The organism is Sphingomonas sp. S1-29 (genome assembly GCF_026167545.1).
Classification (GTDB): Bacteria; Pseudomonadota; Alphaproteobacteria; order Sphingomonadales; family Sphingomonadaceae; genus Sphingomonas.
On sequence record NZ_CP110678.1, the window covers coordinates 1,630,743 to 1,643,680 of the forward strand.

A 12,938-nucleotide genomic window follows, 5' to 3' on the forward strand; every position below is an offset into this window, starting at 1 on the left:
CCGGACACAGGGCCAAGGTGACGGCTTGGGGTGCGCCCGACATTGTCGCGACCGGCGCATCGCGCTACCGCCGCGCCATGCCCATCCGCACGCTCTTCCCGACGCAATTCTACCAGAATCGTATCAGCGACGCAGCGCTGATCGCCGAGCTCGAAGCCTCGGTGCGAATGCTCGCGCAGGAAGACCGCGCCGGGATCGGCTGGTCGCGCGAGCATGGCTATCGCGGCTATACCTCCTACGCCTCGCTCAACGATCTGCCGCTGCGCGACCCGGCGTTCGGCGACCTCGTCAGGCACCTCAACCGCCATGTCGCCGCCTTCGCCAAGGCGTGCGCGTTCGATCTGGGCGGGCGCCGGCTCAAGCTCGACAGCCTGTGGGTGAATGTCCTGCAGCCGGGGGGCACGCATTCGGGGCATATCCATCCGCACAGCGTCGTCTCGGGCACCGTCTATGTCGCGGTGCCGCCGGGGTCGGGGGCACTCAAGCTCGAGGATCCGCGGCTGCCGATGATGATGGCGGCCCCTGCTCGGCCCGATAGCTTCGTCTATGCCGAGCCCGAGGTGGGTAGCGTGTTCCTGTGGGAAAGCTGGCTGCGCCATGAGGTGATGCCCAATGCGGGCACGCAGGATCGGATCAGCGTGAGTTTCAACTACCGGATTTAGCGCTAGGGCGTGTCATCCCCGCGAAGGCGGGGATCCAGAGCGCGGGACGAACGGCGGGGTTCGTGGCTCTGGATTCCCGCCTTCGCGGGAATGACGGTGTAAGTGGACCCGCCCGCCGACCGCATTCACCACCCGTTCCGCCGCCCAGCCGATCGCCGCGCCGACGATCACGTCGCTGACATAATGCTTCGCCCGCGGCACCTGGATGATCGCGACGCTCGCCGCGAGCAGTCGCGCGGGCGCGCCCAGCAAGGGCACCTCGCGCGCCACCGCCTCGGCGACCGCGACCGCGCCCGCGGTGTGGCCCGAGGGGAACGACGTCAGCTCATGCTCGTGGCTGTCGCCGCTTTCCATCCGATAGCCTTCGACCAGCGCATGATCGGGCCGCGTGCGATCGACCGAGCGCTTGATCACGTCCTTGATCGCGGTCGCCAGCGCGTGGGTCGCGAGCATCCGCAGCCCGGTGCGCGCGGTGGGTACATGGCGCAGCGCGAGCCCTGCCACCAGCACCGTCGCCGACAGCGCGATCAGCGGTGGCTGGTCGCCGATCTCGCTCAATTTGCCCGCCTTGCGCACCGCCGGATCGTGGCGCTGCGGCGCGATCGCGCGGGTTACCGCCAGATCGGCGCGTTCGACCGCGGTGCGCGCGGCCATTCCCATGTCCTTGGCTGTTTTCATGCCGCGATAACCCGCGAACCCGGCGCACGGGTCCATTTGTCAGTCCCGCGCGCGCGCGCTATGGCCGCGCCATCCTGTCGCCTGCGCGCGGCATCCCGAACTTTCTTCGACAAGGGCATCTTCATGGGTTTTCGCTGTGGCATCGTCGGCCTGCCGAACGTGGGCAAATCGACGCTCTTCAACGCGCTGACGCAGACCGCGGCGGCACAGGCGGCGAACTACCCGTTCTGCACGATCGAGCCCAATGTCGGCAACGTCGCGGTACCCGACGACCGGCTCGACCGTCTGCAGGAAATCGCGGGCTCGGCCAAGAAGATCGAAACGCAACTGGGCTTTGTCGACATCGCCGGCCTGGTGCGCGGCGCGAGCAAGGGCGAAGGCCTTGGCAACCAGTTCCTGGGCAATATCCGCGAAGTCGACGCTATCGTCCATGTGCTGCGCTGCTTTGAGAATGACGACATCCAGCATGTCGATAACAAGGTCGATCCGATCGCCGATGCCGAGACGGTCGAGACCGAGCTGATGCTGTCGGACCTCGAAAGCCTGGAAAAGCGCGTGCCCAACCTCGTCAAAAAGGGCACCCAAGGGGACAAGGAGGCCAAGGCCGCCGCCGCGGTGCTCGGCCGCGCGCTCGACCTGCTGCGCGAGGGCAAGCCCGCGCGGCTGACCGAGGTGAAGGACCCCGAGGACGCACGGCTGCTCGCGCAGGCGCAGTTGCTGACCGCAAAGCCCGTGCTCTACGTCTGCAACGTCAACGAGGAACATGCCGCCGAGGGCAACGCCTTCTCGGCGCGGGTGTTCGAAAAGGCCAAGGCCGAGGGCGCCGAAGCCGTGGTGGTATCGGCGGCGATCGAGGCCGAGATCGCGACGATGCCCGCCGAAGACCGCGCCGAGTTCCTCGCCGAACTGGGGCTCAGCGAAACCGGCCTCGCGCGCGTCATCCGCGCCGGGTACAAGCTACTCCACCTGCTGACCTTCTTCACCGTCGGTCCCAAGGAAGCCCGCGCCTGGACGGTCGAGGTCGGCGCCAAGGCACCGCAGGCGGCGGGCGAAATCCACACCGATTTCGAACGCGGCTTCATCCGCGCCGAAACGATCGCGTTCGACGATTATATCGCGTTCAAGGGCGAAAGCGGCGCGCGCGACAACGGCAAGCTGCGCTCGGAGGGCAAGGAATATGTCGTCCAGGATGGCGACGTGCTGCTCTTCCGCTTCAACGTTTAGGCGCGCGCCGGCGGGCTGCGCCGACGGGTAGGGCTTTGGGCTGGGCGAGGAACGTTTGCCCGCTCCGGTCGCTTTTGGGTGCAACCGCAGCGGCAGCCGCCCCCCTTGGGGTGGCAGGCGCTCGCCCGGCCGACCGCCAAGGAGCCCCTATGACCCAGCCCTATGCCTCGTTCGAGCAACTCTACATCGCCGGCAAATGGCGCGCCGGCGGCAGCAAGCCCAAGCCCAACCTCAACCCCTGGACCGAGGAAGTGCTGTTCGACGCGCCGCAGGGCAATGTCGACGATTTGAACGACGCGTATGAAGCCGCGCGCACCGCCCAGCCCGATTGGGCGGCGAAGCTCCCCTCCGAGCGCGCGCAGGTCTTCGCTGCCGCTGCCAAGATCATGGAAGCGCGCCGCGACGAGATCATCGGCTGGCTGGTGCGCGAGGCGGGATCGACCTTGCTCAAGGCCGCGCTCGAATGGAAGGCGGTCTATGGCGTGATGCTCGAGGCGGCGAGCCTGCCCTATATGGTCGAGGGGCGGATCCTGCCCAACGACACGCCGGGCAAGGAAAGCCGCGTCTACCGCAAGCCGGTGGGCGTCGTCGGCGTCATCTCGCCGTGGAATTTCCCGCACCAGCTCTCGGCGCGGTCGATCGCGCCGACAATGGCGGTGGGCAATGCGGTGGTGCTCAAGCCCGCATCGGACACCCCCGTCACCGGCGGGCTGTGGTTCGCCAAATTGTTCGAGGAAGCAGGTCTGCCCGGCGGCGTGCTCAACGTCATTTCGGGCTCGGGCGGCGAGATCGGCGACGCATTCGTCGGCCACCGCGTGCCGCGCGTCATCTCGTTCACCGGCTCGACCCCGGTCGGGCGCGGAATCGGCAAGGCGGCGTATGCGGCCGACATTATCAAGCGGCTCGAGCTCGAACTGGGGGGCGACAGCCCGCTGGTGGTGCTCGCCGACGCCGATCTTGACCTGGCGGTGAAGGCCGCGGTGTTCGGCAAATATCTCCACCAGGGACAGATCTGCATGATCGCCAACCGCTTGGTGGTCGAAGCGCCGATCTACGACGCATTCGTCGATCGCTTCGCCGCGGCGGTGCAGGCGCTGCCGATCAACGGCCCCGACGATCCGACGACGATGATCGGCCCGATCATCAATCGCGGCCAGCTCGAAAGCGTACAGGAGTTGATCGGCAAGGCACGCGATGCCGGCTATCGCCAGCTCGCGGGCGGCGACGCCGACGGGCTGGTGCTGCCGCCGCACGCTTTTGCCGATGTTGCCGCCGACGGTCCGCTCCATCGGCAGGAAATTTTCGGCCCGATGGCGCCGATCATCCGCGCTACCGACGAAGCCGACGCGCTGCGGATCGCCAACGACACCGATTACGGGCTTTCGTCGGCGGTGTTCACCCGCGACCTGGAGAAGGGCGTGCGTTTCGCGCGATCGATCGAGGCGGGGATGGCGCACGTCAACGACCAGCCGGTCAACGACCTGCCCTTCAGCCCCTTCGGCGGCGACAAGAACAGCGGGATCGGCCGCTTCAACGGCCGCTGGGCGGTCGATGCCTTCACCACCGACCAGTGGGTGACGGTGCAGCACCAGCCCCGCGCCTACCCCACCGACGCGCGCCAATTATCCCCCGCCGAAGCCGCGAGCGTCGGCGGCTAGGCCAGGAACCGCGAAGCGGGCAAGGCTCGCCGTTCGACAGGCGCAAGGGCGAACGGCTGGTCGGTGGCTCATATCGCGGTCCAGGCCGGCGCACCCCCCGCGCGCGCACCGACCGCGATCAGGATGTCCGCGGCTTGGCGGCTGCTGCCGCGACGCCGATGATCAGGCTGGTGGTAAAGACGATCCCGTCATTCGCCCCCAGCACCGCGGCGCGCAGCCACCCGGCACGCGACACGAAGTGGCGCTCGCGATGCAACGCCAGCCGGGTCACTGCCGCGGTCGCCGCCGGAACGATCGCAGGCCAGGCATCGGCAATCTCCTTTCGGAAGCTATGGTTCGGCGCTGACGTGCCGGCCACCCAAGGCCATCCTGCGGGACCGCGGGGGTGCTCGATATACGCGATTACCGCACCGCGTCGGGCCGCGATCCAAAATCGTTGCGGTTGCGAACCGGCAGGCGGAACATCGCGGCGGGTGCGGGGTTGAAGCAGACAGCCATCGCGGCAGGCTCCGACGACGGCAGCATCAAGGCGATCCATCATGAAGACCTATTTTCGCATTGCAGTCGCCACCGGTGCGCTGTTGTTGTCCTCCAATGCAGCAGCGCAAGTTCAACCGCAGGGGGGCGACTTGCTGGGCAGGCTGCTGGGGTCGGTATTCGGCACCAACCAGCAAGCAAGCGAGCGGACGCTCGATGCCGATTGGGACCAGCGCCGCCGCCCGTTCGCCGAGCGCGGTCCGGTGCTCGACGAACGGATCGATGCGGCCGTTCGTGACCGATCGATCGATCGCTATGAAGCCGAGCAGATGCGCCGCGAATATGACGAGATCGTCAGGCTCGAAGCGCAATATTCGGCCAACGGCAGCGTTTCCGATGCCGAGCGCAACGACCTGCGGATGCGGTATCGCGCGCTCAACCAGCGCGTCGGCGGCCAAGGCTCAGGACAGGGCTACGGCCAAACCGGGAACCAAAACCAGGGTCGCTGGCAGCCGATCGCGGGGCGCAACGCCGAATTCGAACAGCGCATCTCGGCAGGGCTGCGCAACCGCAGCCTGACACAGGCCGAGGCGAACGAGCTTCGCAGCGAATGGCGCTCGCTCGGCCAGGTCGAAGCGGGGTACCAGCGCGGCGGGATCGATACGCGCGAACAGGCCGAATTGTGGAACCGCTACAATGCGATCGACGATCGGCTGGGTGGCGGCGGTGCGCAGGGCGGCGGTTACGGCTATGGCGACGATCGCAACACCGCGCGCTGGAACCAGCTGGGAACGCAGCTCACCAGCGCCGAGCGCAACGGAACGATCGACCGCGCCCAGGCGGTGCAGGTGCGCGCGCAGCTCGCAGACCTAGCGCGGCTCGACGCCGCCTATGCCGGCAGCGGCTACACTGCCGACGAACGCGGGTATCTGACACGGCGCTATGCCGATCTTGCGCAGATGGTCGGTACCAACCGCCGCTGATCGTGAAACGGGGGCGGTGCGGGGTCGGTACTCGCACTGCCCGCGTTCACGCCTCGATCGCGGGCAGCCGTTGCCCGGCCGATCAAGCCGCCGCCAGCGCATCCTGCTTGGCCAGCAACGCCGCCAGCGCGGTTGCCGGCACCGGCCGACTGATCAGATAGCCCTGCGCCATGTCGCAGCCGATCGAGCGTAGATAGGCAAGACACGGTGCGTCCTCGACGCCTTCGGCAACCACTTTCAGGCCGAGTTCGTGCGCCAGGTCGACCGTCGATCGCACCAATACGGCGTCGGCGCGGTTGGTGTGCGCGAACTGGACGAAGCTGCGGTCGATCTTCAGTTCGTCGAGCGGTAACTGCTTGATATAGCTGAGCGTCGACTGGCCGGTGCCATAATCGTCCATCGAGATGCGCACGCCCAGCGCACGGAACGCCCCCAGCGCGGCCGCGGCGCCGGCGGGATCGCTCATTGCCGCCGATTCGGTGACTTCGAAGGTCAGCATCGCCGGCGCGATCCCCGTGCGTTCGATCCGTTCGCGCACCAGTGCCATGAATTCGGGCGAGGCGACCAGCTTGGCCGAGAGGTTCACCGCACCGGTGACGGGGGTTCCCGCCGCCGCCCATGCCTGAAGGTCGGCGATCGTGCGCTCGAGCACCGCAAGCGTCAGCCCGGTGATCCGCCCGCCCTTCTCGGCGATGGGTATGAAGAGGTCGGGGCGCAGATAGCCGCGCGTCGGGTGGCGCCAGCGAACCAACGCCTCGACGCTGGTGATCCGATCGGTGGCAAGGTCGAGCTTGGGCTGGTAGGCCACCTCGATCTCACCATTGGCAACGGCATCGTCGAGCTCGCCCAGCAACGACAATTCGTTCGAGAGGTCGCCTTCGTCGCTGCTGCCGTGCAACTGCCAGGCGTCGCCTGCGCTGGCTGCGTGGTCGGCGGCGAGCGCCGCATTGGCGCAGGCGCGGACGACGTCACCCGCCAAGTCCTCGGCGGCGCCGAAGGCGAGCACGACATCGACGCGGCGTCCTTCGACTTCGACCGGGCTCAGCATCGCCGCGCTGAGCGCTTCGAAGCGGTCGCCGACGTCGCCAAGTTCGACGTCGCATTCCCACGCCAGCAGCCGGTCTTCGATCCGGTAGATCGCATGGCCCGCGGCGACCAATGCCAAGCGATCGCGCACGCGGCAGACCAGCGGTGCGATCTGGCCGGGCGAAAGTCCCGCGGCAAGCTTGTCGAATTCGACGATTCGCGCGGTGGCGATCCGGATCGGCGTTGCGCGGTGCAGGGTCTCGCGCATCGCAAAGCGGTTGGGCATGCCGGTTTCTGCGTCCTGCGCGCGGCGGCGGTGCAGCATCGCCAGCATGCGGCGGACGAGCGCGATGATCGATGCCGTGGCAATGATGACGAGCCCGGGAACCAGCGCCGGATACGCGCCCAGTGTCGATTCGAGGATGAGTGCGGCGGCAAAAAGCACCGCAGGCGCGGCGAAAATGGTGATCAGCAGCGGCGCGCGGCGGCGCATACGAAGGATCGCCGCTGCCAGCGCGAGCGCGATCGCCGCGGCCCAACCCCACCCTATCCGGACCGGAATGCCGCGCAACAGCGTTTCGGTCGCCAGCGCCTGGACGACCACCCCGGGGATGACGCCGAAGCGCGGCACGCCATAGCGATCGCCGATCTCCACCGCCGTCGCGCCGATCAGCACGCGCTTGCCAGCGATCGTCGCAGGGTCGAACCGGCCGTCGCGAATATCGACGAAGCTGTGGCGCGGGATGGTCGCTGGATCGATCGCGAAGTCGATCGGGAAATGGAGCCCGGCGCTGCCCGCGCGCTCGGCCACCATCGCCGAAAGCGAAGGCCGCGCGACCCCGGCGGTCACCACCCCCAGCGGCGCTTCGCGGACCTGCCCGTCGCTATCGGGGGCCATGCTGACCGCCGCGAGCACCGCATGATCGCGCAGCATCGGCGCGGGGAGCATGTCGATCATCTGGCTCGCGCCGTTGCTCGCCTGCTGGGTCAGCGTCGGCAGCACCACCCCGCCGCCCGCGCGGCGCAGCGCGGCGGCGAGCGCCAGGTCACCCGAAGGGTTGGCCGAGGGCGATGAAAAATCGACATCGAACGCGATCAACCCCGCGCCGGCGGCGTGCAGCCGATCGAGGACACGCGCATGTTCCTCGCGGTCCCACGGCCAGCGATTGATCGCGCGCAGGCTGCGGGCGTCGATCTCGACGATATGGATTTCGCCGCTCGCGTTGGTGTCGCGCAGATGGAACCGCACGTCGCGCAACAGCCGCTCGAGCCCCTGGCCGGTGCTGGTCGTGCCGGCGATCAGTCCAGCGATCGCGGCGATCGCTAGCAATGCTAGCGACAGGCGCCGGGAAATCGCGATCGGACCGGCGGGTATGGCGAACAAGCGCGACATTCCCTGCCTCTACCGGTCAAACATCAACAGCCGATGACCAGCCGGTCAGGGTTCGTTCCGAATGCCGCCTTCGCTACCGCCCAACCGGTCTTCGATTTGCCGGGGCATATCGAACGCTGGACGATCGATAGCGCGATCGAACGTACCGGCCGGCGCGGCAGATATGCCGCCTTGATCGGATACGAGCGAGGCATCGCTATCCTTGTCGTTGCCATTTTCCTTATCGCCATCGCGGTTGTTGTCGTTCTCTTTGTCGTCGTCGTCGTCGTCGTCGTCGTCATCGTCGTCGTCGCCATCGTCGTCGTCGCCATCGTCGTCGTCGTCATCGTCGTCGTCGTCGTCGTCGTCATCGTCTTCCGGCTCTTCAGGCTCTTCTGGCTCAGGCTCGGGCTCAGGCTCAGGCTCAGGCTCGGGCTCAGGCTCGGGCTCGGGCTCGGGCTCGGGCTCAGGCTCAGGCTCGGGCTCGGGCTCGGGCTCAGGCTCAGGCTCAGGCTCGGGCTCAGGCTCGGGCTCGGGCTCAGGCTCGGGCTCAGGCTCGGGCTCGGGCTCGGGCTCAGGCTCGGGCTCGGGCTCAGGCTCGGGCTCAGGCTCAGGCTCAGGCTCCGGCTCGGGCTCAGGCTCAGGCTCGGGCTCGGGCTCAGGCTCAGGCTCAGGCTCAGGCTCAGGCTCAGGCTCGGGCTCAGGTTCAGGTTCAGGCTCGGGCTCGGGTTCAGGCTCAGGCTCAGGCTCGGGCTCAGGTTCAGGTTCAGGCTCGGGTTCAGGCTCGGGCTCAGGCTCAGGCTCAGGCTCTGGTTCAGGAACCGGAGGCGGAGGCGGAGGCGGGGGTGGAGGCAGCGGTTCGGGTTCGCCGGGTGCGGGAACCGGCGCCGGTTCGGGCGCAGCCGCTGCCGGCGGCGGCGGGGGCTCGACGCTGCGACCGGTCGCAACATCGGCGATGATCGCGCTTGCGACCAACGCTGCGCTGCCGCCGATCAATCCGCCGGTAGCCTCGCGCAGATCGGCCGATTCAGCCTCGATCGTTTCGCCGATCACGTCGCCGCCGGTCGATTCGAACGCGGCGATCGTCGTCACCGGCATCGCCGATGCCAGCGCCACCGGCGCGCCCGCACCCTGCACGACCGATTGCGACAACGGCACAGCCTGGGGCGGTACCACCGCGCTGGTAGGCGCAGCAGCCGTCGCGGGCCGGGCAGGCGAATCGATCACGCGGCGTTCGGTGCCCTGTACCGTCAGGCGGAACGGGTCGCTTGCCGACACCATCGCCACCGCGCCGGGGCGGACCATGTCGCGCGCGCCGCCATCGGGGGTCTCGACCTCGACCGCGCCTTCGAGCACCTGCATCGAGGCGCCTTCTTCCGAAACGGTGATCGAGAAGCTGGTGCCCTTCACCACGGCGGCCAGATACGGCGTCTGCACCGCGAAGTGCGGGTTGGGGCGCTTGCCGATGCGGAACACCGCGTTGCCCCAGTCCTGCATCATCTGGACGATGCTCTTGGCCTCGCCCGCCATCGGCACGCGAACGCGCGAGCGCGGCGCGACGGTGACGAATTCCTGACCGCGCACGATGACCGCGCGACCATTCGCATCGGTGGTCACCATCGCACCCGCGGGCACCGGCATGCCGCGGCGGGCGGTTCGTTCGCCGCTCTTGTCACGGACGGTAACTCGCCCGCTCGCTTCACTGACCTGCCATGCGCCGGTTTGCGCGAAGACACTGGTGCTGCTCAGCAGCAACAAGCTGCCGGCCAAAGTACGCAAGCCGAGACGCATGACAAAACCTCACTTTTGGACCCCCAGCGTAGCGCCGCAGCCTTTCATTGCTGTTCGATGGCATGGTTAAGACGTAGCGAACTTACCTTTTCCTAACGCCTCGCGTCCTAACCCTCGATCTGAATAGTGTTGCGTGGGGTTCTGCATGTTGTCTGGTTGGCGTTTTGGTTCGGCGATAGGCGCGCTCGCCGTGATGGGTTTGCCCGCAACCGCATATGCGCAGAATGCGCTCGACCGGGTCGATCCGGTGCAGACCGACCGTGAGGCGCTGGCGAACGAGCCGGTTGCACCGGCCCCCAAGCCCAAACCGACGATCGCGGTCGATTCGCCGCTCGCCACGGTCGAGCGCGCCCCGACCGCCACGTCGGGCGTCCTGGTCGGCGCGATCGTCTTCACGGGGTTGCAGGCGCTCGCGCCCGAAGCGTTTGCCGACATCGTGGCCGAAAATGTCGGCCAGACGAAGGACCGCGAGGCACTGGCATTGCTGGCGACGACGATCGCGAAACGAGCACGGTCGCTCGGCTATGTCTTCGCCAGCGCGACGATTGATCCGCAGCGGATGGCGAGCGGCGTGCTGGTGATCCGCATCGACGAAGGACGGATCGACCGGCTGCGGATCGAGGGCCACCAGAACGACGCCGTCGCGCGCACGCTGAACGAATTGGTGGGCACCGGCCCGGTAACGCTCGATGCGCTCGAGCGCCGGCTGCTGATCGCGGGCGATGTCCCGGGGATGCGCGTCTATGGCGCGCGCTTCGTGCGCGAAGACGGCGCGGGCGTGCTCGTGGTGCGCGTCGCCGCCAACCGCATTCGCGCGCGCGCGGTGCTCGAGAATGACGGGTCGCGGCCGATCGGCCCCGAACAATTGCGGCTCGACGCCGATGTCGCGTCGTTGCTGTCGTCGGCCGACGAATTGTCGGTCACCTATGTGACGACGCCGTTCGAGCCGGGCGAGCTGCATTATGGCCGCGTGCGCTACGCCACGCGCGTCAGCAGCGCCGGCACCGAAGTCGGGCTGGTGGCGACGGTGTCGGCGACCGATCCGGGCGCGTATCTCGAAGATCGCGGGATCGAGGGTCGAAGCTGGTTCGCCGGGGTGAACGTGCTCCAGCCGCTGGTGCGCAGCCGCGACACCAGCCTGTGGTTCGAGGGCGATCTGGGGGTGCGGACGCTGCGCCAGTATCGTGCCGATATCCTGGCGCGGCATGATCGCGTCGTCGCGCTGCGCGCCGGGCTCTATGGCCATACCCAATGGGCGGGGGGGCGGCTGCGCGCGAATGTCACGGTGTCGCAGGGGCTGTCGCTGCTCGACGCGACGCGGATAGGCGATCCGCTGGCATCGCGGCGCGATGCTTCGGCGACCTTCACGACGCTCACGAGCTGGGCCGACTGGATCGCGACGCTGGGCGGTCCGGTGAGCATGCGGCTGGCGGTACGCTCGCAGCTGTCGACCGACCCGCTGCTGATTTCCGAAGAAATCGGCATCGGCGGCGGCGCGTTTCTGCGCGGCTATAATTACAACGAGCGATCGGGTGACCAAGGCGCAATGGCGATGGGCGAGCTTCGTTACGATTGGAAAGAGCCGCTGGGCGGGCTGGTGCGCCGGTCGCAACTCTATGCCTTCGCCGATGGCGGTAAGGTGACCAACCTGGCCGATGGGCGCGGCAGCGGATCGCTGGCATCGGGCGGCGGCGGGGTGCGGACGCTGGTGACACGCGGGCTGAACGCCGATTTCGAGCTGGCCGTACCGCTGTCGGGCCCGCGCTACGACACCGGCAACGCCGACCCGCGCTTCAATTTCCGCCTTGCGAAGAGCTTTTGAACCACTGACCATGGCGACACGGATCGGAATGCTCCCAGCCTGCCCCGGCGAGTTCGGGTTGACCAGGTTGCGTAGAACCGTGCGGTTTGTGTTGACCGCAGCTCACACCCTGTGGCAATCGCCCATCGTCCAGCAACGAGTCCACCCGGCCGAACCCGGAGCCTCGTCGCGACCAGATCGACGGTAGGGCGTTGATTTGCGGGTGTAGCTCAATGGTAGAGCTTTTGCTTCCCAAGCAAGTGACGAGGGTTCGATTCCCTTCACCCGCTCCAAAATCCAGTCCACTGACATCCACCAGCGCCTTTGAAATCCCCGGAAAACCGGGCTATTTTTACATCCGCTGACCACTGGTGATTGCTGTAATCCAGCTGCAGCCAGGAAAATTGGGGGCCTTTTGGGGGCCTTTCATGCGTCGGCCAATGTGGGAGCCCCCAATCTGGGGGCCTTTTGCTAGTAAGGCGCTGATCCGATAGCACTTTCTGACGCTGCTCTCCGCAAGGCTAGGCCCCGGGAGAAGCCCTACAAGCTCTCCGATTTCGTCCAGCATGCCGTCGAGATCCATCGCCGCTGCCTGACCGCCAGCGGCGTCGCTTGGCGGCCCGGTGGTGGGGCACGGAATGGGCGGTGGCGCGGGGAATGCTGGACCAGCGGTCTGAGTGACGATGCGACAACGGAATGGCGTACTGGTTTGGTCACCGGCGACGGAGCCGGCTATTCCCATTAGTTTAGGATCGCGGCCGTCCACCCCTGGCGAAGACCGCCGCGCTTAGCGGTCAGCCCATCTGCAACCGCGCAGCCCCGGCTTCCACCGCCAGCTTCTGCCGCGAACGCCCGACCCCCTTGCGGTCGCTGACCTGGTCCATGACGATATAGTCGGTCTGCCAGCGCTCGCCATCGACGTCGCACATCAGATACCCGCGAAGCGAATTGTGGAATTTGAGCTGCGGGTTCACCTTCTGGATCTCAACCGTCTGCGGTCGCCGGTCCTCGCCGTCGCCGCCGCTGGTGATCGAGGTGGCATCGCCGTGCTGCCGATGCCGGTGCTCGCGATCGTCGGCAGCGACGATACCGCCTGGCGCCGCCGCGTGGCCGACTTCATCGCCGCGACCGCGCCGCAGGGCGAGGCCCGCCGCATCGCCGGCGCCGGCCATCTCTGCAATCTCGACAACCCCGCGCGCTTCAACGCGGTGCGGGCGGATTTCCTTGCTTCCCTCCTCGATTAGGGGCGGTTCCATGTTGCTCTCC

10 protein-coding genes, 1 tRNA gene and 1 pseudogene are annotated in these 12,938 nt (G+C 67.5%); 6 read left to right on the forward strand and 6 right to left on the reverse strand.

Annotated elements, in window-relative coordinates; genetic code table 11:
• Positions 1 to 77: 77 nt before the first annotated feature.
• The gene (locus tag OKW76_RS07745; RefSeq protein WP_265552603.1) at positions 78 to 662 is read left to right on the forward strand and encodes a TIGR02466 family protein; all 585 of its coding nucleotides are present in this window, start codon (positions 78 to 80) and stop codon (positions 660 to 662) included.
• Between the two features lie 12 nt (positions 663 to 674).
• Here the strand turns inward: OKW76_RS07745 and OKW76_RS07750 are convergent, their stop codons facing one another.
• Complete coding sequence (locus tag OKW76_RS07750; protein ID WP_265552606.1) at positions 675 to 1,340, reverse strand: phosphatase PAP2 family protein; 666 nt, start codon at positions 1,338 to 1,340, stop codon at positions 675 to 677.
• 123 nt (positions 1,341 to 1,463) lie between these two features.
• On the opposite strand from OKW76_RS07750, the gene ychF reads away from it, so the two are divergent.
• The gene (gene ychF, locus OKW76_RS07755; protein ID WP_256505078.1) at positions 1,464 to 2,564 is read left to right on the forward strand and encodes a redox-regulated ATPase YchF; all 1,101 of its coding nucleotides are present in this window, start codon (positions 1,464 to 1,466) and stop codon (positions 2,562 to 2,564) included.
• 149 nt (positions 2,565 to 2,713) lie between these two features.
• Positions 2,714 to 4,222, forward strand: coding sequence for an aldehyde dehydrogenase family protein (locus tag OKW76_RS07760; protein ID WP_265552608.1), 1,509 nt, complete (start codon positions 2,714 to 2,716; stop codon positions 4,220 to 4,222).
• 139 nt (positions 4,223 to 4,361) lie between these two features.
• On the opposite strand, the pseudogene OKW76_RS07765 reads toward OKW76_RS07760, so the two are convergent.
• Together OKW76_RS07765 and OKW76_RS07770 are read right to left on the reverse strand one after the other, a co-directional pair.
• A pseudogene (locus OKW76_RS07765) lies at positions 4,362 to 4,493 on the reverse strand (VIT family protein); the annotation flags it as partial.
• 131 nt (positions 4,494 to 4,624) lie between these two features.
• Positions 4,625 to 4,747 (reverse strand): hypothetical protein, encoded by a 123-nt coding sequence (locus tag OKW76_RS07770; RefSeq protein WP_265552612.1) that lies wholly within the window; start codon positions 4,745 to 4,747, stop codon positions 4,625 to 4,627.
• Positions 4,748 to 4,761: 14 nt separating this feature from the next.
• Between OKW76_RS07770 and OKW76_RS07775 the strand changes: the two genes are divergently transcribed.
• Positions 4,762 to 5,682 (forward strand): hypothetical protein, encoded by a 921-nt coding sequence (locus OKW76_RS07775; protein ID WP_265552613.1) that lies wholly within the window; start codon positions 4,762 to 4,764, stop codon positions 5,680 to 5,682.
• An 82-nt stretch (positions 5,683 to 5,764) separates the two neighbouring features.
• Here the strand turns inward: OKW76_RS07775 and OKW76_RS07780 are convergent, their stop codons facing one another.
• Together OKW76_RS07780 and OKW76_RS07785 are read right to left on the reverse strand one after the other, a co-directional pair.
• On the reverse strand, positions 5,765 to 8,101 hold the full coding sequence (locus OKW76_RS07780; protein WP_265552615.1) for a GGDEF domain-containing phosphodiesterase: 2,337 nt from the start codon (positions 8,099 to 8,101) through the stop codon (positions 5,765 to 5,767).
• A gap of 45 nt (positions 8,102 to 8,146) precedes the next feature.
• On the reverse strand, positions 8,147 to 9,859 hold the full coding sequence (locus OKW76_RS07785) for a FecR family protein (protein ID WP_265552617.1): 1,713 nt from the start codon (positions 9,857 to 9,859) through the stop codon (positions 8,147 to 8,149).
• 205 nt (positions 9,860 to 10,064) lie between these two features.
• Here OKW76_RS07785 and OKW76_RS07790 point away from each other — a divergent pair, with 205 nt between their 5' ends.
• Entirely contained in the window at positions 10,065 to 11,693 is a 1,629-nt protein-coding gene (locus OKW76_RS07790) for a ShlB/FhaC/HecB family hemolysin secretion/activation protein (protein WP_265552619.1), read from the forward strand.
• Between the two features lie 198 nt (positions 11,694 to 11,891).
• Positions 11,892 to 11,965 (forward strand) — tRNA-Gly (locus OKW76_RS07795).
• Between the two features lie 501 nt (positions 11,966 to 12,466).
• On the opposite strand, the gene OKW76_RS07800 is transcribed toward OKW76_RS07795, so the two are convergent.
• Positions 12,467 to 12,928, reverse strand: a complete 462-nt coding sequence (locus OKW76_RS07800) for a hypothetical protein (protein WP_265552621.1) — start codon at positions 12,926 to 12,928, stop codon at positions 12,467 to 12,469.
• Positions 12,929 to 12,938: the final 10 nt, after the last annotated feature.